General features: G+C 37.0%; 24 protein-coding genes. 22 read left to right on the top strand and 2 right to left on the bottom strand.

Annotated features, from left to right (window positions below):
- Positions 1-121 precede the first annotated feature (121 nt).
- The 3 genes from AC25Y6_RS07510 (at position 122) to AC25Y6_RS07500 (ending at position 4,094) form a co-directional block, all read left to right on the top strand.
- Complete coding sequence (locus tag AC25Y6_RS07510) at positions 122-2,407, top strand: arylsulfatase (RefSeq protein ID WP_488142543.1); 2,286 nt, start codon at positions 122-124, stop codon at positions 2,405-2,407.
- 138 nt (positions 2,408-2,545) lie between these two features.
- Positions 2,546-3,271 carry an SDR family NAD(P)-dependent oxidoreductase gene (locus tag AC25Y6_RS07505; protein WP_488142564.1) on the top strand — a complete coding sequence of 242 codons (726 nt, stop codon included), beginning with the start codon at positions 2,546-2,548 and terminating at the stop codon, positions 3,269-3,271.
- 370 nt (positions 3,272-3,641) lie between these two features.
- Positions 3,642-4,094: a GNAT family N-acetyltransferase gene (locus tag AC25Y6_RS07500; RefSeq protein WP_488142542.1), complete on the top strand. Its 453-nt coding sequence runs from the start codon at positions 3,642-3,644 to the stop codon at positions 4,092-4,094.
- A gap of 194 nt (positions 4,095-4,288) precedes the next feature.
- On the opposite strand, the gene AC25Y6_RS07495 is transcribed toward AC25Y6_RS07500, so the two are convergent.
- Together AC25Y6_RS07495 and AC25Y6_RS07490 are read right to left on the bottom strand one after the other, a co-directional pair.
- A complete protein-coding gene (locus tag AC25Y6_RS07495; protein WP_488142541.1) occupies positions 4,289-4,780 on the bottom strand; it encodes a hypothetical protein in 492 nt (163 codons plus the stop codon).
- 449 nt (positions 4,781-5,229) lie between these two features.
- Positions 5,230-6,432, bottom strand: a complete 1,203-nt coding sequence (locus AC25Y6_RS07490; protein WP_488142540.1) for an AI-2E family transporter — start codon at positions 6,430-6,432, stop codon at positions 5,230-5,232.
- Between the two features lie 305 nt (positions 6,433-6,737).
- Between AC25Y6_RS07490 and AC25Y6_RS07485 the strand changes: the two genes are divergently transcribed.
- The 19 genes from AC25Y6_RS07485 to arsA all read left to right on the top strand — a co-directional run bounded on the left by AC25Y6_RS07485 (position 6,738) and on the right by arsA (position 23,649).
- On the top strand, positions 6,738-7,391 hold the full coding sequence (locus tag AC25Y6_RS07485; RefSeq protein ID WP_488142539.1) for a TVP38/TMEM64 family protein: 654 nt from the start codon (positions 6,738-6,740) through the stop codon (positions 7,389-7,391).
- A gap of 220 nt (positions 7,392-7,611) precedes the next feature.
- Positions 7,612-8,106: a YqeB family protein gene (locus AC25Y6_RS07480; RefSeq protein ID WP_488142538.1), complete on the top strand. Its 495-nt coding sequence runs from the start codon at positions 7,612-7,614 to the stop codon at positions 8,104-8,106.
- A 31-nt stretch (positions 8,107-8,137) separates the two neighbouring features.
- Positions 8,138-8,641, top strand: coding sequence for a DUF418 domain-containing protein (locus AC25Y6_RS07475; protein WP_488142563.1), 504 nt, complete (start codon positions 8,138-8,140; stop codon positions 8,639-8,641).
- Positions 8,642-8,865: 224 nt separating this feature from the next.
- The gene (locus AC25Y6_RS07470; protein WP_488142537.1) at positions 8,866-9,966 is read left to right on the top strand and encodes a hypothetical protein; all 1,101 of its coding nucleotides are present in this window, start codon (positions 8,866-8,868) and stop codon (positions 9,964-9,966) included.
- Between the two features lie 75 nt (positions 9,967-10,041).
- The gene (locus AC25Y6_RS07465; RefSeq protein WP_482104612.1) at positions 10,042-10,365 is read left to right on the top strand and encodes a YnfA family protein; all 324 of its coding nucleotides are present in this window, start codon (positions 10,042-10,044) and stop codon (positions 10,363-10,365) included.
- A gap of 197 nt (positions 10,366-10,562) precedes the next feature.
- Positions 10,563-11,486 (top strand): DMT family transporter, encoded by a 924-nt coding sequence (locus AC25Y6_RS07460; RefSeq protein WP_488142536.1) that lies wholly within the window; start codon positions 10,563-10,565, stop codon positions 11,484-11,486.
- A 108-nt stretch (positions 11,487-11,594) separates the two neighbouring features.
- Positions 11,595-12,044, top strand: a complete 450-nt coding sequence (locus AC25Y6_RS07455; protein WP_488142535.1) for a universal stress protein — start codon at positions 11,595-11,597, stop codon at positions 12,042-12,044.
- Between the two features lie 236 nt (positions 12,045-12,280).
- Positions 12,281-13,729, top strand: a complete 1,449-nt coding sequence (locus AC25Y6_RS07450; protein ID WP_488142534.1) for an RNA-guided endonuclease InsQ/TnpB family protein — start codon at positions 12,281-12,283, stop codon at positions 13,727-13,729.
- Between the two features lie 120 nt (positions 13,730-13,849).
- Positions 13,850-14,320, top strand: coding sequence for a GNAT family N-acetyltransferase (locus AC25Y6_RS07445; protein WP_488142533.1), 471 nt, complete (start codon positions 13,850-13,852; stop codon positions 14,318-14,320).
- A gap of 352 nt (positions 14,321-14,672) precedes the next feature.
- Entirely contained in the window at positions 14,673-15,347 is a 675-nt protein-coding gene (locus AC25Y6_RS07440; RefSeq protein ID WP_488142532.1) for a DsbA family protein, read from the top strand.
- Positions 15,347-15,787, top strand: coding sequence for a disulfide oxidoreductase (locus AC25Y6_RS07435; protein ID WP_488142531.1), 441 nt, complete (start codon positions 15,347-15,349; stop codon positions 15,785-15,787). Before AC25Y6_RS07440 ends, AC25Y6_RS07435 begins: the two co-directional genes overlap by 1 nt.
- 521 nt (positions 15,788-16,308) lie before the next feature.
- Positions 16,309-17,367: an ABC transporter substrate-binding protein gene (locus AC25Y6_RS07430; RefSeq protein WP_488142530.1), complete on the top strand. Its 1,059-nt coding sequence runs from the start codon at positions 16,309-16,311 to the stop codon at positions 17,365-17,367.
- A 5-nt stretch (positions 17,368-17,372) separates the two neighbouring features.
- Entirely contained in the window at positions 17,373-18,143 is a 771-nt protein-coding gene (locus AC25Y6_RS07425) for an ABC transporter ATP-binding protein (protein WP_482102903.1), read from the top strand.
- Positions 18,144-18,149: 6 nt separating this feature from the next.
- Entirely contained in the window at positions 18,150-18,941 is a 792-nt protein-coding gene (locus AC25Y6_RS07420; RefSeq protein WP_488142529.1) for an ABC transporter permease, read from the top strand.
- Between the two features lie 373 nt (positions 18,942-19,314).
- Positions 19,315-19,659 carry an ArsR/SmtB family transcription factor gene (locus tag AC25Y6_RS07415; protein WP_482104604.1) on the top strand — a complete coding sequence of 115 codons (345 nt, stop codon included), beginning with the start codon at positions 19,315-19,317 and terminating at the stop codon, positions 19,657-19,659.
- A 15-nt stretch (positions 19,660-19,674) separates the two neighbouring features.
- A complete protein-coding gene (locus tag AC25Y6_RS07410; RefSeq protein ID WP_488142528.1) occupies positions 19,675-20,973 on the top strand; it encodes an arsenic transporter in 1,299 nt (432 codons plus the stop codon).
- A gap of 22 nt (positions 20,974-20,995) precedes the next feature.
- On the top strand, positions 20,996-21,415 hold the full coding sequence (gene arsC, locus AC25Y6_RS07405; protein ID WP_488142527.1) for an arsenate reductase (thioredoxin): 420 nt from the start codon (positions 20,996-20,998) through the stop codon (positions 21,413-21,415).
- 89 nt (positions 21,416-21,504) lie between these two features.
- Positions 21,505-21,864, top strand: coding sequence for an arsenite efflux transporter metallochaperone ArsD (gene arsD, locus AC25Y6_RS07400; protein WP_488142526.1), 360 nt, complete (start codon positions 21,505-21,507; stop codon positions 21,862-21,864).
- A 12-nt stretch (positions 21,865-21,876) separates the two neighbouring features.
- The gene (gene arsA / locus AC25Y6_RS07395) at positions 21,877-23,649 is read left to right on the top strand and encodes an arsenical pump-driving ATPase (protein WP_488142525.1); all 1,773 of its coding nucleotides are present in this window, start codon (positions 21,877-21,879) and stop codon (positions 23,647-23,649) included.
- Positions 23,650-23,651: the final 2 nt, after the last annotated feature.

Genomic DNA, 23,651 nt, shown 5'->3' with positions numbered 1-23,651 from the left:
TGCAGTTTAGTAAAATTATCCTAAAAGCTGCTAGGTGATTACTAGAGGTTAGTCGTGAATGAAAAATGAATGAATCCGTAAAATTAATACAATTGTTGTGAGGATAAAAGGGGGAAGAAATATGGAGAATAAGAGGATTTTTTCTAATTATATTAATAAGTTAAGTGTGTTTGGGACAGCAGCTCTAATGGCTTCAGCATTTGTATTAGGTGCTTGTTCATCAGAGAAAAAGATTGAAACCCCAAAAAGGGAATCTGTAGTAACTGATTCAAACGTCATTTATATCGTGTTGGATGATACAGGTTTTTCAGATCTAGGAAGTTATGGATCTGAAATAAAAACCCCGGTTATGGATGGGCTCGCTGAAAATGGTCTAAGGTATAACAATGCCCATGTTACACCACTTTGTTCACCGACGAGAGCATCGCTACTGACAGGAAGAAATTCACACGAAGTTGGTGTTGGAACAGTTACCAATTTCGACATGGGACCGGAATTTCCGAATAAGCGGGGAGCGATTAAACCAGAAGCTGGAACAATTGCGGAAGTGTTAGGGGAGAATGATTATAATACTTTTGCAACCGGAAAATGGCATTTAGCTCCAACAGATCAAACAACTCCTGCGGGTCCTTATGATTATTGGCCACTTCAAAAAGGATTTGACCAATATTATGGCTTTATAGAGGATTCATCAGACCAATATAGACCAGATTTAACGATAGATAATACCCAGATACCTTCACCTAATGATGAGGAGTATCATTTTTCAGAAGCGATCGTTGAGAATTCGAATAGGTACATCACCAATCATACAAGTATTCATCCAGACAAAAACTTTTTCTTGTATCTGACGTTCGGTGCGCAACATTCTCCGCATCAAGTACCAGAAAAGTATATAGATATGTATGAAGGTGTATATGACAAGGGTTGGGATAAAATTAGGGAAGAACGTTTTAAAGAACAAAAAGAGTTGGGCATTATTCCGAAAGATACAAAATTATCGTCTAGCAATGAAGGGATAAAACCTTGGGATGAATTAACTGAAGTAGAGAAAAAGAACTACATCAGGTTTCAACAAACGTACGCTGGTTTCTTAACACATACGGATGAACAAATCGGAAAATTAGTAGATAATCTGCGTAACCTTAATCAATTGGAAGATACAATGATTGTATTAATATCGGACAACGGAGCCAGTGGAGGCGGAGGAGATAACGGTTCGTCTAGTAGAACTCTAGCCTTTAACGGCCAGGGGGAAACAATTGAAGAAGTAGACAAGCATTACGAAAATTTTGGTAATGATCAAACAGGAATGGACTATCCTAAGGGATGGGCGCAAGTGAGTAACACACCTTTTAGAGCATATAAAAACACTGCTTTTGAGGGAGGAACCCATTCACCATTAATTATCCATTATCCGAAGTTAATAAAAGACTCAGGTTCTATCAGATCACAATACGTTAACGTAAATGATATTACACCAACTGTATTTGACATATTAGGAATCACGCCTCCGAAAGAAATAGATGGAGTAAAACAAATGGCATATTCTGGAGAAAGTTTTAAAGAGACATTTGCAAATCCCAAAGCTAAAGGGAGAGAGACGCAGTATTTTGAAGTGTCAGGTCAAAGGGCTATCTATCATGATGGATGGAAAGCAGTAGCAAGTCATACAAAAGGGAAAACGTTTGAAGAGGATCAATGGTCTTTGTATAATGTTGTCGAGGATTTTTCTGAAACAGTGGATATTGCAAAAGAAAATCCCGATAAATTGGAAGAATTACAAAAATTGTGGTTAGATGAGGCGGAAAAGTATGGAGCACTACCACTCACTGATATCTTTATAGAAGGGTTTTTATCTATTCCAGATGATACGTTGAGAGCAAAAAATCATTTTACGTATTATAGAGGAATGAGCAGGTTAACTGACTCAGCAGCCGCACCGATTATTAACCGTTCCTATGAAATAAATATTCCAATTGAACGTAATAACAGCGAAGAAGATGGTGTTCTTTTAGCACATGGCGGCATCGAAGCCGGTTATACAATTTATATTAAAAATAATAAATTGTTGTATGAATATATATTAGGCGGTAGAGAATATAAAATTACATCTAATATTGATGTACCAATCGGTGACTCCGTAGTGACTTACAAATTCGATAAGACAGGTCCACATAAGGGTAAAGGTACATTGTACATTGATGATAAAAAAGTCGGAGAAACCAATTTAGAAGAAACGCAGACCTATAAAATGACATTTGAAGGCCTAGACGTTGGAAAAGACTCAGCCTATCCAGTTAGTCAAGAATATGCGGATCAAGGTGAATTCGAATTTAAAGGGAAACTCCTAAATGTTGAATATAAACTTGGGAATGATGAAGAGTTTATCACACCTAAAAGTTAATCGGCGAGGTGGGACTCCCTAATCCTAGGAATTATATGCCCGTACACTAAAAAACAGGAAAAAGCATTTACAATGCTTTTTCCTGTTTTTATGATATCGAAAAGCATTTGTTATTTGTGTTGAATCAAAAAACATTGAATTAGGCTGATAAATGGTTATTGGTTATTTATAGACAATGGTGCTAAAGTAGTTTTGGTAGATATTAATGAAGAGGCCTTAAAAAGCACAAAGTCTTCATTGAAAGGTGATAGCAATAATATACAAGTTATACAAGCCGATGTAACAGATGAAGAAGACGTGAAAAACTATGTAAAACAAACGGTTGAGGCGTATGGAAAAATTGATGTTTTTTTCAATAATGCAGGAATCAATGGACCCTTTACGCCAATCAAAGACTTAGAAAAAGACAAATTTGAGATGATTTTAAATATAAATGTAACGGGTGTATTTCTAGGGTTAAAGCATGTCATCCGGCAAATGGAAACGCAAGGATATGGTAGCATCATCAATACTGCATCTAACGCGGCTTACATAGGTTCAGCTGGTATGGCCGGATATATAGCCTCGAAGCACGCAGTAGCGGGGTTAACGAAAACTGCGGCACTAGAAGCGGCTGCAAGCGGTATTCGTGTGAATGCCGTTGCGCCAGCAGCAATAGATACGCAAATGCTGGCTGACATTCAGAACAACATTACACCTGGTGAACCAGAAACTTCAGGTGAAGCCATCAGACAAGGAATTCCTGTCGGGCGATTTGGCGCTCCGAAAGAAGTCGCACAAGTTGTCTTGTTCCTAGCATCTGAAAACGCATCATTTGTGACAGGGTCACTGTATAATGTGGATGGCGGTATGCAGGCGAATTGATTACTTGAAGTACTTTAGTCACATACTATCCAGACAATAGGCAACTATTGCATAAAGGAAAAGGAGAAAGTCGACTAGATAACAAATTGTCGGCTTCTTTTTAATTTGTTTGTCTAAAAAGCTATGAACCTTATTTTTCAAGTCATTCATTTCTTCTTCCAAAATTTTAAATACCTGTGCGCGGAACTATTCAGTAAATATAAAATAACTTTTTAATAATAAAAAATAAATCAATACCAACGCGATTTTTCTGCATTTTTTTATAATTGCTGGAATATGTGAATCGTCCTTCTTTGTGTCTGAAAGGTACCTCTATTATGTTAAACTAAATTACTCTTAATTAAATAAGATAAGAAAACGGAGGATAAATTTGATTAAAAAAATTGATATTACTTATCCTGAACTTGCTAAAGAAGTATTAAACATTCAAATACCCTCATACAAGGTAGAAGCTAAAATAATTAATTTTTATGGAATACCGCCATTAAAAGACACAGTGAACATGTTGCAGGAATGTGGAGAGACTTTCTATGGCTGTTATTTAAATGAAGAGTTATGCGGGGTTATTTCTATAAAAATAAAAAAAGGTGTAATTGATATACATCGGTTAATGGTGCACCCTAACCATTTTAGAAAAGGAATTGCCAAGATGTTATTGGATTTCATCGAAAGCAATATGGAAGGCTTTGAAACAATAATAGTGTCAACTGGATCCGAAAATGCACCAGCAGTAACCTTCTATTTGAAGAATGGATTTTTAAAGACAGAAGAAACAAGAGTAACAGAACACCTATCTCTAGCTTCTTTTAAGAAGGAAATTTAAGTTTTAGGTACCTGTGAAACTTCTCTGGTAATTCACTAAAACTGTATAAAAACAGAATGATAATCAGACAAAATGGCGTATGTCTGATCTTTTTTCGTATATATTCAGGTATGTGAATTGTTTACCGTTGTGTCACACAGGTACCACTATTTGAAAAACAGGTGGGCGTTATTTGGCGCATACTTTTAAAATAACTAGCACATGACAATAATTTTGTAGGGTGTGGTTTGGGCTGGTATACTTCTGGTGGTTGCACCATAGACGACAATTAGATTTCGGTTTGCAACACTTCCGATAAAGGTTTGCCCATTTTCTAATAAAATTAGCGTATTTGGAGCAATATTTAATTTTAAACTGCCATCACTACTCACGAATTGGCTGTTAAAATAGTCTACTTTCACATCTTGAAATGGATTATCCTTTGCCATAACAAGTGCTCGATATTGTGGAGGATAGATAAGGGGCACTGGTGCGTTTGCATCATAAAATCCAGTTATTCGGTCACCAACTACAACCATGACATGATCTACAAAATATGTTGTGGGTGACACTACAAAATTCACTTCATTTCCGTATCCATTATCTACAGAAAATATTTTATAACAACCAGCACTTTCAGCGTTTTGCCCAATCGGAAAATCACTAATCTTTGTTACGATCCCATTAAAAGATTGAAAGTTGATCATTCTTTTACCCCCATTGCATATTAAACTCGAATCTATATAGACTATGCATTCTAAGAAAAAAAGTGCAAGTATAAAAAACCTACAATAATAAACATTCAACTAATAATTGATTATCCGCATAGGGCGATTAGAATAAAGGGTAAGTAGTTACTTTAATAACTTTTGGTACCTGGTGTACGAAATAAACAAATTATCTTGATTAACGATAGCTTCGGATAGATACTGTTTTAAATTAGAGGAAATTAATACATAATATGTATTTTTACCATTTACATACTAAATACCTTGATCAGTTCTCTGTATTATTTTTGCATTTCAAAAAAACGCAAAAATCCCCAATCTCAAATTTTCCATTAAATCCTTTGAGATTAGGGATGTAATTCATTTATGGAAAAGAATTTTCGCATGAATAAATAATATGTTATCTGTATAGCATCCTGCACAGACACTCATTTTTTTCTTTTCCCAATAGGTGTGCTTGGTTTAGGGGCGGGATTATAGTCCTGCTCATATAAACCTGAATATGTCTGGTACCGTTTAAACAGATGCTCAAAAATCACTTTCATTACGGCATACGCTGGAATTCCAAGAATCACTCCAGGAATACCAAATAATTTTCCAGCCGTCAGCAAGACTACAATAATGGTTACTGGATGTATTTTTAAATTACTGCCTAAAATTAATGGTTGTATTAGCCGTCCTTCAAGTGTTTGTTCAATGGCAAAAACAATAATCACTTTAACAAGCATCGCAGGTGAAGTCACTAATGCGATGATTAAGATTGGAATAATTGCCAGAAAAGAACCTAAATAGGGCACTAAATTTAATACCCCAGCCAATATCGCTAGTAATACTGCATATTCAAGACCAATAATTGCAAACCCAATCCAGAACATGAGTGCAACAAAAAATGCTACCAATAACTGGCCACGGATATACTGACTAATTTGCGAATTGATTTCTTTTAATAAGTTATACGTACTTAATCGCATTCTCGTAGGAATGAGTTTCATTGTATAGTAAGGTAAATTTCGACCATCTTTTAATAGAAAGAACAAAATTATTGGCATTGTAATAAGTGCGATTACAATATTGGTCATTGTTCCTAGCACACTACCAATTCCGGAAAAGGTTGAATTCACGACACTGTTTGCTTGCTCAGAAATAGATTTTATAATGCTTTGATTTACATCGGTTAATTGAACCTGTAATTGGGAAAATATATTACTTCTCAATAAATTATCGAATTGAGCAATGACGTTGTCCCAATAATTCGGCCAGTTTTCAATTAGACTCATTGTCTGTTCACGTATAATTGGAATTAGTATGATAATTCCCCACACAACCAAACCGATAATAATCATAAAGACAATCGCGATTCCAGCAACACGTGGGATTTTCTTTTTCTCCATCCAATCAATCAAAGGATTTACCAAATAAAATAAAATACCCGCCATCAAAATGGGTAATCCAATCACACTGAAAAATCCTTTGATTGGATTAAATACATACGTGATTTTAGAAAATACAAGGACGTTTAGCAAAAGCAATAATGAGACCAGTAATATTGTTACAACTTTATTATTTAAAAACCATTTCCAAAACCAAGTAGCCGCACTTTTAACACTAACTTTGTCTTTTTCTTGCTCCATGTTCCATGCCTCCTACTACACAATGACTGTTTACCACATTGTACCATGACCGTCGCTCACTACGATGGAAATACAAAATTTCTGCACCTAACTAAGCCTTCACCTTATTGATCTGAACTGGTAAATTTATTTGGCGGTGCGTGGCGAATTCCTTGGCGTGGACTGGTAAAATAGATGTCACAAGTGGTAAGGTCAAGTGACCGTAATCAACGATTTCTTTTATTGTTGGAGTAACATTTTATATGGTGGATTAACACTAGGATGAATATCAAGTTAACCATTGTTTTCAAGGAAGGGTGAGCTTATTGAACAAAGGGAAAAAAGCGGCAGTTATTTTTCTCGTATTTATAGTCTTGTTCTTCGTTAATGTAAATACCGATTTATTTCAAAGCATTATCTCCGGAAACATTCAGTCCATCACTTCTATATTAGATGATCATATAGCTTTCACTCTGTTCATCACCTTAATGATTATGTTGGTTCATAATGCGTTTCCTGTAATTCCACTTTTCCTCGTCATTTTGATAAATAATACTCTTTTTGGTTTTCAATTAGGTATCGTGTGGAGCATATTAACTAGTATTCTCTGTGCAATCATCGTATTTCTAAGTATTCGATACGTCCTCCAAGATTTGGTGTTGAAAAAAGTTAATTCGGCCATTATTAGTAAGGTAGAACGGAGTGGACTATGGTATGTATTTGGGGCAAGGATATTTCCTTTTGCTCCTACAAGTATCATTAACGCCGTTTCAGGTGTAAGTAATATTCGACTCTTGTATTTTACAATCGCAACAGCATTAGGAAATATTATTATATTCTTTGTTTATACTCTTATTCAGGCCGGATTGTTGTCACAAGGTTTTAATGAATATGCAACTGGAATCATCATTCTATCAGGATTTATTATATATTACTTTTTTAAAAAGTTTTTCTTTGCGAAAAAAGGAAATAAACAATAATTTAAATTAACCATTTTAGTTTTCCCGAACCAGAATCTCCTAATATAGAAACAAATTTGCCACTTTCAAAGCTTATACTCATGTCGGGCATAATAGATAATGACTTTTCCAGCAAGTTTATATGATGAATTGATAACAGCGTGTGGAAAATAATTAAATAAGGCAACCATTTGGTTTATTAGTATTCTCTGCAACAGTTAAGGAAAGGAGGGAATCGAATTTGACAGATAACGAAACTGTTCTTGGATTCAGTAAGTTCGAAAAAGCACTTATTGTATTCTTCCATATGGCAATGGCTGGATTGGTTGGTTGGTTTGTCCCTGTTATTGCAGATTGGGTACTAACGCTTCCAATGGTTCCAATCGAGAAGTTAATCTCGTTAATAGCATCACTTAACAGCCTCCGGGTTTCGATTGTGGCTACTGTTATTGGAATGTTTGTTGGCGTATTGTTGGCAGCTATTATTTTTGGCGAGCGTGTTGAAATTACGATTTCCTATCAAAACGTACAATTAAAATTAGGAGATAAGGTAAAAGCCATTGAGAAAAAAGACATTTCAGCAATTTATATGGAAAATAAGCAGTTAGTTATTCTTGGAGAAAATAGCAGTGAATTATATAGAGAAGTAGTTAAAGCGAATTTGGATTCTGTTCGTGAAGCATTTTATCAGTATCAATATCCTTGGGTAGATAAAGATCCGGATGAGAGCCTTTAGGACTTCCCGATTTTCCAGGGGAAATTGACGAATCGCTTTATGTGGAAGAAAACAGCTGTTGACGGCGTCGGAGCGGCATATGAGCAGTTTGAAAATAATAGCTGTAGCTGGAATTTTAGTTTCTATTCTTGGGGCTTTGCCATTAGTATTGATCGATGAAGTATGGCAACCAACTCTCTTTGTAGCTGGAATTAGTAATGGAATTCAAATCATTACAGGGATTGCAGGAGGGATAGGATATGCAGCATTATTTGGTCTTATCGGTGTTCAAATTAAAACGCCTGGCTTGATAACCTATTCATTGACTGCATTAGGAAAACGATCGCTCACATTTTTTGTTTTCAATGAAGCAGTGCTAGTCATCCTATTATCTCCCGCAGTATTGAACTTTGGAGGTATATTAAATAACACGGATGTTACACTAATTGCTATTATTATTTGGATATTAGCCCTAGTCATTGCCACCATTTTAGAAAGGTTCCATATGAATGGACCACTCGAAACTCTCATGCAACATCTAGTTTATAAAAAGTAGTGATATTAAAAAGTTTCTCCAATCACAATTTAAATTAGTGAGCCGCTCTAGTTAGAAAGCGGCTTTTTTTTTATTCTATAGAAATTATAAGAGGTAATCGTAACTTTCCCGCACTAGTCCATCCTTTTGTTTTCACTTTACAATGCTATGGTGGGGATGATGGTACAATATAAATATACTCAATTTTACAGAAACTTAATTTCTTAGATAAGGGGTAATCACATATGAAAAAGGTAATCCTGTGGATTATAGGTATTGTAATAGCGATACTTTTTCTTATACTGGGTCTAGTGTTAGCAATTGGCTTTTGGGTTACCAAGGAAGCCAAAGATTACTCTGGTTATTCGAATGATGATTTGATTAAATATGTGGAGGAAAAGTATGATGTACCAATCGAAGTTGTAAGCAATGAGGGGCGTATACCGTCAAGTTTTGGGGGTCTAGAGTTTTCCGAAGCCCATGTTCGTACAATAGAAAAAGAACCAATCGATTTTGTTATTCACATTAATGTAGCCGGTCATATTTCTAAAGATAATTATCAAAAACAAAAGAATAGATTTGACTTGAATGAAACTCGGGAAAATTCAACAACTTTGAATGAATTAAAAGCATATGGGTTTCGAAATAGTTCATTTGGGGATTCTGAAGAAGATCCTGCATTTTATATGGATTTACCTGAGAATTTATCATTTCGGGATCCAGATGCATTTCAATTAATTTACAAGGCTTTACCCGTGTTAGAAGAGCTTCAAAAAGAGGTTATAAAAGTTTCTTATGATATGCGAACCATTTCAGTTGGGGGGGTACTCTTGAACTTAAATGAGACTTATAAAAATGCTGAAAATGTAAGGAATAAACTAGTGAAAAACAATGTTGATATTTTTGCATCCTATTTATTTGAAAATGATTTTGCATTGATTGAACCACTTCTGACTCTAATTGAAGAACAAGGCTTTAAGACAGACAGGGATATGAAATATGCTTTAAAATGTTATGAAATGACAAGGTATGATAGATGTGATGCTTATTCCTTTATTTTATATCCATTTGAACAATCTACTAATCGTAATGAAAAGTTTCGATATGATAGTTTAGAGGATAGAGAAAGATTATTGATAGCTATCCAAGAGATTCAGAAGGTCCAATTACCAATAAAAAAAGTAATCGTAGATCGTCTATATGTTCCTAAATTATCTAAAAACCAGCATATGACTGAAGAAGAGCTATTGAAACAAGATCCAATGAGTCATTTTGTTAGCAGGAAAGTTGAAATTCAAACGACTAAAAAGTTTCAAACAGTAGATGACTTGAATTTTGTCTATTAAAAAATAAATCAAAGAGACTTAGATGAACAAGTTAAAAGCGTCAGGTTTTTTAGATTACGAAAAGGTGATGTTATTTTGATTACAGTAATACTGCTTTTTTTGTTTGCGGGTCTCGCTGAAATTGGTGGAGGCTATCTCATTTGGCAGTGGTTAAGGGAGGGGAAGCCGGCATATTTGGGACTTGTCGGTGGACTTGTCTTGGCTATGTACGGTGTGATTGCTACTTTCCAACACTTCCCGACATTTGGCAGGGTGTATGCGGCTTATGGCGGTGTATTCATTGTGCTGTCTGTACTTTGGGGATGGGGAATCGATAAAAAGATGCCGGATACATATGATTGGATTGGAGCCGTGATTTGCATAATTGGTGTTTCTGTTATGTTATGGCCTCGCGGTTAGTGCCAACAGTTGTGCAGTTCATTTCCGACGGCGAAGATAAGGTTCGAGCTATTCGAAATCGAGAATCATTGAATACGTCGAATATTCTTCTTTGGTGTATAGTGGAATAAGCTAGAATCTATTGCTAGGAGCATAGTTCAAGCATAATCTGAAATATAGAGTTGTTACTGTTCAACTATTGAAGGGAAGATACGCAATTGGGTAAGCTCTTTACAAAATCGACAGGTGCACTTCTATTTTTAGTCTTCGTTTGGGGTGCTAGTTGGCCAATCTATAAATTAGCAATACCTTATACACCTCCATTATTGTTTGCGGGTATGCGTGCAGTGTTAGGAGGCTTTATATTAGCAGCCTTCATCTATAAAATGCGAAGCAAGATCAACTGGCGTGAAAATTGGTCGAAATATTGTATTTCGGCATTCTTCAATACGATTCTCTTTTATGGGTTTCAGACAGTCGGGCTCGTCTATATGCCGGGTGGCCTATTATCAGTCCTTGTCTTTTTTCAGCCAGTTCTACTTGGATTATTTGCTTGGATTTGGCTGGGAGAACATATGTCACCGGTTAAAATAATCGGTTTAGTCATTGGGTTTCTTGGAATTGTAGTCGTCAGTGTCAATGGATTAACCGTACAACTTTCAATCATAGGTGTTGCTTTAGGATTGCTTACGGCAATTAGCTGGGCACTGGGTGTGGTTTATGTGAAGAAAGTGAGCAACGAGGTAGATGCTTTCTGGATGGTGGCTTTGCAGTGTATTATTGGAGGGTTTATTCTAATAGGTACCGGATCAATCGTTGAAAGCTGGTCTGCCATTGAATGGAATGGTAAGTACCTTTTTGGCCTCGGATACGGTGCGACTTTCGGCATACCCCTGTCATATGTCATTTATTATAAGCTGATTAATGCGGGAGAGGCGAGCAAAGTCGGTACTTTCACATTTCTGGTACCCATTATTGCAGTCCTCATGGGAACGGTGTTTCTAGATGAACCGGTAACGTACCCACTAATCGCAGGCTTGTTGCTAGTAGGTTTAAGTATTTACTTCGTGAACTATCGCGGGAAAAAGGCGGGTGCTCCATTATTCAATGAATCGAAGGTAAAACTTAATATGGAAGAGTAAAAGCATAATTTTAGGTATCTCTTATAATTTTGTCGAAAGATAATGATTTTTTTGTTATTTGGAAGGAAAAGAAGTAGTATACTTAAACAAGGAATGGAGTGAAAATCTATGACATTGATATACAAGCAAATAATTGTCGCAGTAGATGGGTCAAAAGAGTCAGAATTAGCTTTCAAAAAGGCGGTGGCAATTGCTGACCGAAACGATGCCACATTGAATTTGGTCAACATCATCGATACACTATCGTATTCTTCTGTTGAGGCTTATGACCGTTCTATCGCTGAGAGCGCACATAAATCCGCGGTGGAATTGCTAAACAAATACAAAGCGGAAGCTGTTCAAGCAGGCGTGCAAAACGTTAATGTGATTGTCGAAAATGGCTCACCCAAAAAAAAGATTTCAAAAGATCTTCCGGAAAAACTGGGTGCAGATCTAATTATCTGTGGTGCCACGGGTCTAAATGCAGTTGAACGCTTCATGATTGGTAGTGTTTCTGAAAACATTGTACGTTCCGCAAAATGTGATGTACTCGTCATCCGTACCCCTGAAAACTTGTAACGGGAAAGACATAAGGAGTCCGGCGTAAATGCATTTTTAAAAAAAGGGCTGTCACAGAAAGTTAGTATAAACTGACTTTCTACGACAGTCCTTTTATTTTATGGATTAAGCCGAGAACACCCGTGACTTCAGTCGTGGGATGAATTGGCTTTCTTTTTTTCGTTATAAAGTGATATCACTAGACGAACACACATTCCATTTGATAGAATATTCTTAAAGAAGGCAGGTGACAAACTATGGAGCCGAATAAAGAATATCGAACTTTTCAAATCAACATTAAAAATGGCCATAAAATGTATACTTATTTCGATGAACTTTGTCTAAATAGTAATAACCTATATAACACGACAAACTTCTTTATCAGGCAAGTTTATACTACTTTAAACAATGAAGGTGTATTACAACCTTTACAACAAGAAGTAATAAAAGTGATTCTTGATAACATCAATAAAATGAATGTCAATCAACAAAAAGCTTATCTGAAAAAATTAGAAAAAGAACAAATGAAACCAAGAGACGAACAAAAAGAAATAAAGGTAAATCTATTTGAGCTGCCTTCAAAAGAAAAATCCTTCTTAGGTTACAATTTTCTTGATTGTCTATTTAAAACAATTAAACAAAAAGACTATTATTCATTGCCAGGTCAGATAAATCAACAAGTTCTTAGAAATGTCGTGCAAAATTGGACTAGTTTTTTCGCAAGTTTGAAAGACTTCAAAAAGAATCCAGGGAAATATCAAGGAAGACCTTCTATTCCTGGTTACCTATCAAAAGGAAGCAGAAAAGAATCAATCCTATCGAATCAAATTTGCAAAATTAAAGACGGTAAATATCTAAGCTTCCCAAAAACTAAAAAAAAAATAAATATTGGTAAGTTAGCAAATTTCAAAGGTAAGTTTCAACAAGTGAGAATCATACCCAAGCACAATTGTTTTACTGTTGAATTAGTGTTTTTAATTGAGTTGAAAAAACAAATATCTACCAAAATGGAACGATGCATGAGTATCGATTTAGGTCTTGATAACATTGCAGCGCTAGTTTTTAATACAGAGCACGTTCCAGTCCTTTTTAAAGGCGGTAAAGTTAAATCTATCAATCAGTGGTACAACAAAATGCGTGCTTACTACTACGCGGCTCTTCGTAATGGAAAAAAACCAAAAGAAGGTCATTTCTATTCAAAAAAATTAGTGAAATTAGATTCCGCAAGACATAGACAAATCAAAGACTTTTTCCATAAAGTTAGTTTCAATATCGTACGAATAGCGGTGGGAAATAACATTGATACGATTGTCATCGGTAAAAATGTGGGTTGGAAACAAAAAATCGAATTAGGGAAAAGAAATAATCAAAACTTCGTTCAAGTACCTCACTCATTGCTAATAGAATTAATTACTTACAAAGCGAATGCCGAGGGTATTTCGGTGATTGTAACTGAAGAAAGCTACACATCGCAGGCTAGTTTTCTAGATAATGACATTATTCCAACCTACAAATTGGGGAACAATGTCAAACAAGTATTCAGTGGGAAAAGATTAAAACGCGGTATTTACCGTACTAAAAATAATTTTTTAATAAATGCAGATGTTAATGGTGCAGCAAACATCCTAAGAAAAGTAGTGCCGAAAGCATTCGCTAACGGTATAGCGGCTGTGTGTTCCCAGCCTCAAGTGGTCAATGTGCGATAGCACCAACCCTGAAACCCGTGACTTCAGTCGTGGGAGGTTCATATTTCTTTAAGGCATATTTCATTATTTGTGTAAAAATTAACTTAATTGTATATTTATAAAAGGGAAGAGAGGATTACTATGAAAATTAGACTTGCAGAAAGATCTGATGCATCAATAATTCACGACTTGATGATTAAAGCGTTTATGGAATATAAAGACGAAATACCCCCATCTAGTGCTTTAGAGGAAACGGTACAAACTATATCAACAGCGTTAGAAAATGGTGAACAGGCTTTCATTAGTTATATTGATGATGAGCCGGCAGGGATGGTGCGTTTTCGATTAGAAGATAAAGGTGTTTATTTTTATAGGTTGTCTGTTATTCCAGAAAAACAGGGGCAAGGTATTGCGAAAGAAATATTAAAGTCTTTAGATGATTATGCAAAACAAAATGAAATATTTACGATGCTATGCAAAGTTCGAATGACCGTGTCTAAAAATATAAAATTATATAGTTCAATTGGATACCGTATCTATGATGAGGAAGTTGTACATAAACCAAATGGTATAAATATTAAAGTTGTTTCTATGGAGAAGCAACTTATTTAAATTTTGATCTTCAGCATCAGCTAATATGTGTGTCAATTTTATGTTTTTATATAAAGTAGCTGTGAACAATTCGTGTTTTTTTCTAAATAGAATGTCTTTTTGTGTCGCTATTCTGTACAATAAGTTTTGATTCAACTCTAGTATTGCCGTTATCGAGAGGAATCGAAGAAATGAAGAGGATAATTTGGGCAATATTAATGTTCGCATTTTCAACCACATTCTCTGCACATACCGGTTTAACGAGTTCTTCACCGGCAAGATATAACCGGAGATGTATATGAAATTGTATTGGAATTTAATTCGAAAATCGAATCGACAAGTACGTAGATAAATAATAGAGAAGAGGTATTTGATGAAACAGAATAAGAATTCAAATATGAAATTTGTAGTTGTATTAACGCTTGTGGTAGTAGTGATATTGGCCGCAGTCGCAGTACTAAGCAATAAACAAGAATCATTGCCAACAGAAATAAAGCAATTCGATGTCACTGGGCAGCCCACACTTGGGGAGAAAGATGCCCCTGTAACGGTTGTTGAATTCGGCGATTTTAAATGCCCTTCATGTAAAGCATGGGGTGAAATGATTTATCCGAAATTAGTAGATGATTATATCGAAACAGGTAAAGTTAAATTTTCATTCGTGAACGTTCTATTCCACGGTAAAGAATCGACTTTAGGGTCGATTGCCGCTGAATCTGTTTATGAGCGGAACCCCGATGCGTATTGGTTATTCCATCAAGCGCTGTTTGATGCACAACCTGTTGGAAATCATAATGCAGAATGGATAACACCTGAAAGAATTCTTGAAATTGCAAGTGGTTTCCCTGAGATTGATCAAACATTGTTGAAAACAGATATTGAACAGGAAGCGACTATGGAAAGCGTTAAAATCGATGAAGATTTAGTAAGTGAAGCCGGTGTCTCCATGACTCCGTCCATTGTGATAAATGGGAAAATGATAGAGGATCCCTTTGATTACGAAGCCATTAAGACGGCAATAGAAACAGAGATAAAGGATAATGACTGATGGGAAATAAAAGTGCGAAATCGACACCACAAGGATTTTTATTATATGGTGCTTGGGTTGTCTCACTTGTTGCAACGTTTGGAAGCTTGTACTTCAGTGAGATTAAAGGGTTTATTCCATGTGAGCTATGTTGGTATCAGCGGATTTTCATGTACCCCCTTGCGTTAATACTAGGGATTGGAACTTTCCAGAATGATAGTTCCGTTAAAAAGTTCGTGCTTCCATTAGCGCTTATTGGGGGAAGCATATCTCTCATGCATTATTTAGAGCAGAAGATACCAGGCTTTGGAGGCTTCAAGCCGTGTGTGAGTGGTGTGCCTTGTAGTGCCCAATATATTAATTGGTTTGGGTTTATTACAATACCATTTTTAGCATTAGTGGCTTTTGTGATTATTGCTTGCTGCATGTTTTTCATAAAATCAAAGAAACCAATTGAGTAAATAGCTGTATGAGTGAAGTCAAAGAAGCGACGTTGTCGTTCCTTTGGCTTCTTTGCGTTAGAAAATACATGAAGGAGGAAGGCTGTTATTTATAAGTTAGATAAACAGAGATATTTCGATAGCCAAATCTTGTATAAATACCCAGTAATTAAACTCTTCTTTGTTTTAAACTAATCGAATAATAAATTTGTACAATAATAAAAGAGCTCTAATTCCGATGATACAAATTAGCTGTGAGTCACCTGTATATACTGCACTGAAATCAGAAAAATAGACATATACTATGTGGAAATATATAAATCTCCTATTTCTGCTAAGAAAACTTTAAATAGTCGATATAATTCAGATATTACATACAATTGTGTACTTATTTGTGCTATTCTAAAAAGTATTGAAAGTTGAGTTTGAAAAGTGGCGAATGGACTTTTATTGAATTTATCAATTATTTAAGGTTTTTTTCTGTTGTTTTTTGAGTCAATAAGTAAATGAGTTGCACTATTATAATCTGGAGGTAGGAAGACATGAAGAAAAGAATCTTATTTACATTTATTACTGTCCTAATTTTAGCAATTGGACTAGCAGGATGCGCTGAAAGCGAGTCGACAAAAACAGCAGGTTCTGATGCTGAAAAGAGTACTGATCAAGCACCTATTGAAATCGGAATGCTGAAATTGACAAGCTCAGCGCCTTTATTTATCGCACTTGAAAAAGGTTTCTTTGAGGATGAGGGAATCGATGTCAAAGCAAAATGGTTTGAGGCGGCACAACCGATTGCAGTTGCAACAGCCGGAGGCGATGTTGCTGTTGGGGCTACTGGAATTACAGCAAGCTTGTACAATATGGTTGCGAGTGGGGAAAAGTTAGTTATTGTTGCTGATAAAGGGCGAGAGCAGGAAGGTTATTCTTCATCTGCCATATTAGTGCCAAGTGATTCGACTGTGAAAAGCGTCGAAGAGTTAAAAGGTAAAAAGATCGGGATTACACAAACCGGTTCTACATATCATTATATGGCTGGAAGACTATTGGAAGAATACGGACTTACGACTAAAGATGTCGAACTAGTCCCACTAAACAGTATTCCGGGTCTTATGGATACGCTAGAGAGTAAACAAGTGGATGCTGTTTTATTGAATGAACCAAATGTATCTCTTGCCGTTGAAGAAGGCTATGGTAAAGTGATTGCTCAAGTAGGAGAAGAGATTGAGTATCAAACTTCTGGAATCTTCTTCTCACAAGCTTTTGCTGAGAATAAAGATGCCGCTACACGTTTCCTTAAGGCATATGCAAAAGCAACACAATATTACTATGATGCTGTATTAACAAAAGAAAACGATGAGATTGTACCGGGTGAAAATTATGATGAAGTCATTTCTATCATCGCTGAATATACAGACCAAGAACCAGCTATTATTGAAAAAGGTCTCCCTTATATGGATCGGGATGGAAAACTTCTTGAAACAGATATCCAGACACAAATCGATTGGTATGTGAAAGAGAAGTTAGTGGACACATCGATTGATGCATCCGACATTGTTAACATGGAATTGCTTGAAGAAGCTTTAGCTGAACAAGGGAAGTGAAATAGATGAAAATCGTCATTGAAGATGTCAGTAAGATGTTTGGTGATAAGAAAAAAGGTGAAGTATTGGCGTTAGACAATATAAACTTTTCTATTGAAGAGAAAGAGTTTGTTGTCTTAGTAGGCCCAAGTGGTTGTGGGAAGTCGACGCTTCTAAATATTGTCGGCGGCTTATTGTCACCTACGAGTGGTACGGTTTATTTTGAAGGTGTTATGGAAAAGAAGCCGAATTTGGCAATTGTTTTTCAGGAGATTGCTTTGCTGCCATGGCGTACCGTTTATGAAAATGTTATTTATGGATTAGAAGAAAAAAAGGTAAGCAAACAAGAGCAAAAAGAAAAAGGCGATTTTTATATAGATATGGTTGGTTTAACTGGATTCAAAGATTCATATCCAAAACAATTGTCCGGTGGTATGAAACAGCGAGTCGGAATTGCGAGGGCTCTTGCAGTTGAACCGGATTTACTGCTGATGGACGAGCCGTTTTCTGCATTAGATGCGCAAACGAGAACGCTGATGCAAGAGGAGTTATTGACGATTTGGAATCGTACGAAATTGAGTACGCTTTATGTGACACACAACATTCAAGAGGCTGTTTATTTAGCGGATCGAGTTATTGTTTTATCTAGACATCCGGGACAGATTAAAGAAATTATTACGATTGATTTACCTAAAATGGGAAGAAATGAAGAACAACACAGAGCCAAATTTGAGCAATATGCAGATGATATTTGGCAGCTTATTCGTCAAGATGCTGAGGAAGCGCTAAAGGAGTGAAAATGAATGACTAAACATAGACAAATAATTACCAACCGCGTTGCTTTTCTTGATAAAAAAGTTCCACTTTATGCTTCTTTTTTAGGTTTAGTCGGTCTAATTGTGCTGTGGGAAATTATATGCAGCTTGAACATTGTCTCTCCTTTATTTTTGCCGGCGCCTTCAGCAATTGTCATTACAGGTTGGGAAATGCTTGTGAGTGGCGAAATTTATGAGAACCTGGTTCCAAGTCTATACCGAATTGTTGTTGGATATGTTATTGGATCCATTTTGGGTATTTTAATCGGCCTAATCCTTGGTTATTCCAAATGGGCAGATGCAATCGGAACACCGATTGTGTACTCAATTTATCCAATTCCGAAAATCGCTCTTTTGCCGTTATTCATCTTATGGTTGGGTATTGGCGAATTATCAAAAGTGACGATTATCGCATTGGGCGTCTTTTTTCCAGTCGTCATTAATACGTTCTCTGGTGTAAAGAATGTTGATCCTATCTTGATAAAAGCGTCAGTTACATTTGGATCGGGTCCATTTAACCTCATTCGTAAGGTTATTTTACCTGGCTCACTTCCGATGATTTTTGCAGGTCTAAAACTTGCTGCAGGGACGTCACTACTGTTGCTTGTCTCTGCAGAAATGATTGCAGCGCAAAATGGTATAGGGTCAATGGTATTACATTATGGTAATTTAATGATTACAACGAAGCTTATGGTAGGGGTACTGGTTTTATCCTTACTAGGATTGAGTTTTAATCGATTTCTTCAGTGGTTGGAGTATAAGCTCATACCATGGAAGTGAAAGTAGTAAATCAAAAGGATTAGTTCTTGTTGCTATCGACAAGAACTAATCCTTTTGTCATCCCAAAAATTACTGTTCAAATCTTTGGAGTACGTAGCTGACCCCATTTGGAAAAATAGATTAAGATTATGACTCAATGTGGTTCGAACTGTTAAGAAGACAAATGGGTCTAGAGGGTGTTTGATTTTAGGTATTTAGTGAATAGTGCAAATTTAGTCAATACCCATGCGGTTTTTCTTTTCTATTTCTATAATTAATCGAGTGCGTAAATTGTTCTTCTTTTTGGAAGAAATGAATTTCAAGGGAAGTATAAAACATACTTGCACATATAAGCATATGGTTATACAATGATGATGAAGTGGAGGGATGATACATGACAACAGGAACAATTGATCTGCAGCGAGCATCGCAATTATTAAAGTTGCTCGGAGATCCAACTCGTTTGACGATGATGAAGTTACTTAAGTCACACGAATGCTGTGTGTGTGAATTCGTTGAGATTTTTAAGATGAGTCAGCCGGCGATTAGCCAGCACTTACGTAAACTTAGAGATATTGAGTTAGTGAAAGAAGAACGTAGAGGTCAATGGATTTTCTTCTCGATTAATGAGAATCATAAAGATTACCCGTTTATTCAAGGCATCCTTGAACATCTACCGGAACAGAATGAATCAATCGCTGAGCTGGAAGTTAAAGGGCTTCGGGTTTGTTGTCAATAAGGAGGAGAAAGAACGTTGGTTTCAGTTATAACTGCATCATTGATTTTCATAATCACACTTATTTTTGTTATTTGGCAGCCTAGAAATTTATCAATTGGATGGTCTGCTTGTATTGGTGCAGTAATCGCATTGTTAGTGGGCGTAGTTAATTTTCAGGACGTTATCGATGTAACTGGTATTGTATGGAATGCTACGCTTGCTTTTGTTGCAATCATAATTATCTCATTAATCTTAGACGAGATTGGTTTCTTCGAGTGGTCTGCCCTACATATGGCTAGATTGGCTAAAGGCAGTGGGATTCGGATGTTTGTGTATGTCAGCATTCTTGGAGCGATCGTTGCTGCTTTGTTCGCAAACGATGGGGCTGCCCTTATACTAACGCCAATTGTGCTTGCGATGGTACGCAATTTGAATTTCAGTGAAAAGATGATTTTTCCATTCATCATTGCCAGTGGTTTTATCGCAGATACGACTTCGTTACCATTGGTAGTAAGTAACTTAGTTAATATTGTTTCAGCAGACTTTTTCGATATCGGATTTGTCGAATATGCCTCTAGAATGATTGTCCCAAATTTATTTGCATTAGTTGGGAGTATTTTAGTGTTGTTGTTATTCTTCCGTAAAAGTATTCCTAAAGACTATGATGTCTCAGATTTAAAAGAACCGAAGGATGCTATCAAAGATTTAAAGTTGTTTCGACTAGCTTGGGTGATCTTAAGCGTATTACTCGTTGGGTATTTCTCTAGTGGGTTTACAGGATTGCCTGTATCTATTATTGCTGGGATTACGGCGATATTCTTTATGGCCATGGCTCAAAGGAGTCCAGCTGTTCACACGAAGCAAGTCCTTAAAGGTGCACCTTGGTCCATCGTATTCTTCTCAGTTGGGATGTACGTTGTCGTTTACGGATTGCGTAATGTCGGTCTCACAGGCGTACTGGGTGACGTCATTCAATTGGCAGCCGATCAAGGACTCTTTGTAGCAACGATTTCGATGGGCTTTATTGCTGCGGTATTGTCTTCAATTATGAATAATATGCCTACGGTCATGATTAACGCGTTGGCTATATCAGAAACGACTACGTCAGGTCCTATTCGCGAGGCTTTGATATATGCAAATATCATTGGGTCGGATCTAGGTCCCAAAATCACGCCAATCGGTTCTTTGGCCACTTTATTGTGGTTGCATGTATTGTCTCAAAAAGGCGTAAAAATCTCTTGGGGAACCTATTTTAAAATCGGTATTATCTTAACAGTTCCTACACTGCTGATTACACTAATCGGACTGTATTTATGGTTGTCATTCATACAATAGAACACAAAAGGGGATCTTCATTATGTCGAAAAAAACACTCTATTTCTTATGTACAGGTAACTCATGCCGTAGCCAAATGGCTGAAGGGTGGGGCAAAAAGGTTCTTGGTGAAGAATGGGAAGTTCTCAGTGCTGGGATTGAAGCTCATGGCGTTAATCCAAATGCTATAAAAGCTATGAATGAGGTTGGTATCGACATTTCTACTCAAACTTCAGATATTATTGATCCGCAAATCTTAAATAATGCAGATTTTGTCGTCACTCTTTGTGGGGATGCTGCTGACAAGTGTCCGATGACACCACCCCATGTAAAACGTGAGCATTGGGGGTTTGATGACCCTGCAAAAGCAGAGGGAACAGATGAAGAAAAATGGGTATTCTTCCAGCGTGTACGCGATGAAATTGGTGCAAGGATTGCACATTTTTCTAAAACAGGTGAATAAGTCAAAGAAGCCGTGGATTCACATCCCGGCTTTCCTTTACCAAATTGAATAAGGATATCATTATGTAGTAATGAAAGGGTTGTTTAATAATGACAAAGGTTGAAATTTTTGATCCTGCAATGTGTTGTTCAACGGGGGTCTGCGGACCAGGTGTTGATCCAGAATTAACGCGTGTCGGATCCGCTGTCTATTCACTTGAAAAGCAGAAATTTGATATTACGCGCTATAATCTTGGGAATGATCCGGGTGCATTTGTAGACAATGCAGTAGTAAATAAAGTGCTTCTTGAAAAAGGACCAGATGCTCTACCTCTGATACTTGTTAATCATGAAATTGTAAAAGTGGGTGCCTATCCGACAAACGAAGAGTTAGCAGAATGGCTTGATGTAAAGGCAGCTGAACTTCAGGATAAACCACGTGTACGTGTTTCTGTCAAGTTTGACAAATAAGGGGGAATAGCCATGTATCCATTATTCAATCCTAACAAAACCGTACTAACCCCATTTTTGTTTTTTACCGGAAAAGGCGGTGTCGGTAAAACATCTACAGCTTGTGCGACAGCAGTGACACTCGCCGACCAGGGGAAAAAAGTACTTTTAGTAAGTACCGATCCTGCTTCAAATTTACAGGATGTCCTCGATGTAGAATTGACGAATGAACCAATAGCTATTCCGAGTGTAACCAACTTATTTGCTTGCAATATAGACCCGGAAGCATCAGCGAAAACATACCGTGAAAAAGTTGTTGGTCCTTATCGGGGTAAGTTGCCAGATGCTGTTCTCGCAACAATGGAAGAACAGTTATCGGGTGCTTGCACAGTTGAAATTGCTGCATTTGATGAATTTTCTCATCTGTTGTCCGATGAGGACGTGTTAAATCAATATGATCATGTATTATTTGATACTGCGCCGACCGGGCACACACTGCGTCTTTTACAATTACCAACTGCGTGGACCGGGTTTCTAGAAGAAAGTACACACGGTGCTTCCTGCTTGGGTCCACTGTCGGGTCTTGGTGAGAAAAAAGAGTTGTATGCGAAAGCTGTTGAGTCTCTTTCTAATCCAGAAAAAACGACCCTAATTTTGGTGTCGCGTCCAGATGTATCTTCTTTAGTTGAAGCGAATCGAGCTTCCTCAGAGCTGAATGAAATCGGCATTAAAAATCAGTTACTCATCATTAATGGGCTTCTTCAGACGCATCGTCCCGAAGATGAGGTGTCAACCGCGTTTTATGCGCGACAGCGCCGTGCACTGAAGGAAACACCCGAAGCATTAAAACAGGTTGTGACGTTCTCCCTTCCATTCGTGTCGTATTCATTAACAGGAGTTGATAACCTCCGGCACTTATTTAACTCTTATACTATTAACCTGTTTGAAGATGACAGTCTTAGCAAAGAAACGCTTCATCTTCCGGGCTTAAACAAAGTAATCGATGATTTTTCATCGAAAAACATACGTGTAATCTTCACAATGGGTAAAGGTGGGGTTGGCAAAACATCGATTGCATCAGCAATTGCGGTCGGTCTGTCTGAGAAAGGTCATCGCGTACACTTGACTACAACAGACCCAGCAGCCCATATTGCGTACACGTTTGAAGGTAGTATTTTGAAAGACAATCTGACGATTAGCAGCATAAATCCAGAAATTGAAGTAGAAAGATATAAGCAGGAAATGCTATCGACAGCAGGAAAAGGGCTGGATGAAGAAGGGCTTGCGTATTTGAAGGAAGACCTCGAATCGCCATGTACAGAAGAAATCGCGTTGTTCAGAGCATTTGCGGAAGTAGTGGAGAAGTCGGAAAATGAAATCGTCGTGATTGATACTGCCCCGACCGGTCACACATTGTTGTTGCTCGATTCGACGGAAGCTTATCACAAAGAAATGAGCCGTTCGAATGGTGATGTATCTGAAAGTGTGAAGAAGCTTCTTCCACGTTTGCGAAATCCAGCAGAAACTGGTGTAGTCATTGTGACTTTGGCCGAAGCTACACCGGTTTTAGAAGCCGCTCGATTACAGGAAGACCTTAAACGTGCCCAGATTGACCCGAAGTGGTGGATTATTAATCAAAGTTTGTACGCAACGGATACAACTGATTTTGTCTTAAGAGGGCGTGCACTTTCTGAAATAGAATGGATTAAAAAAGTGAAAGATGAATTAGCCTCGCAATGTGCAGTGATCCCGTGGTTGCATGAAGAGAAGATTGGTTACAACAAATTAAAAGAATTTATTCTGTAAAA

This window comes from Sporosarcina sp. Y1004, from assembly GCF_057669665.1.
The sequence above is the reverse complement of the archived record's forward strand: the minus strand, read 5'-3'. Positions and strand labels throughout refer to the sequence as shown.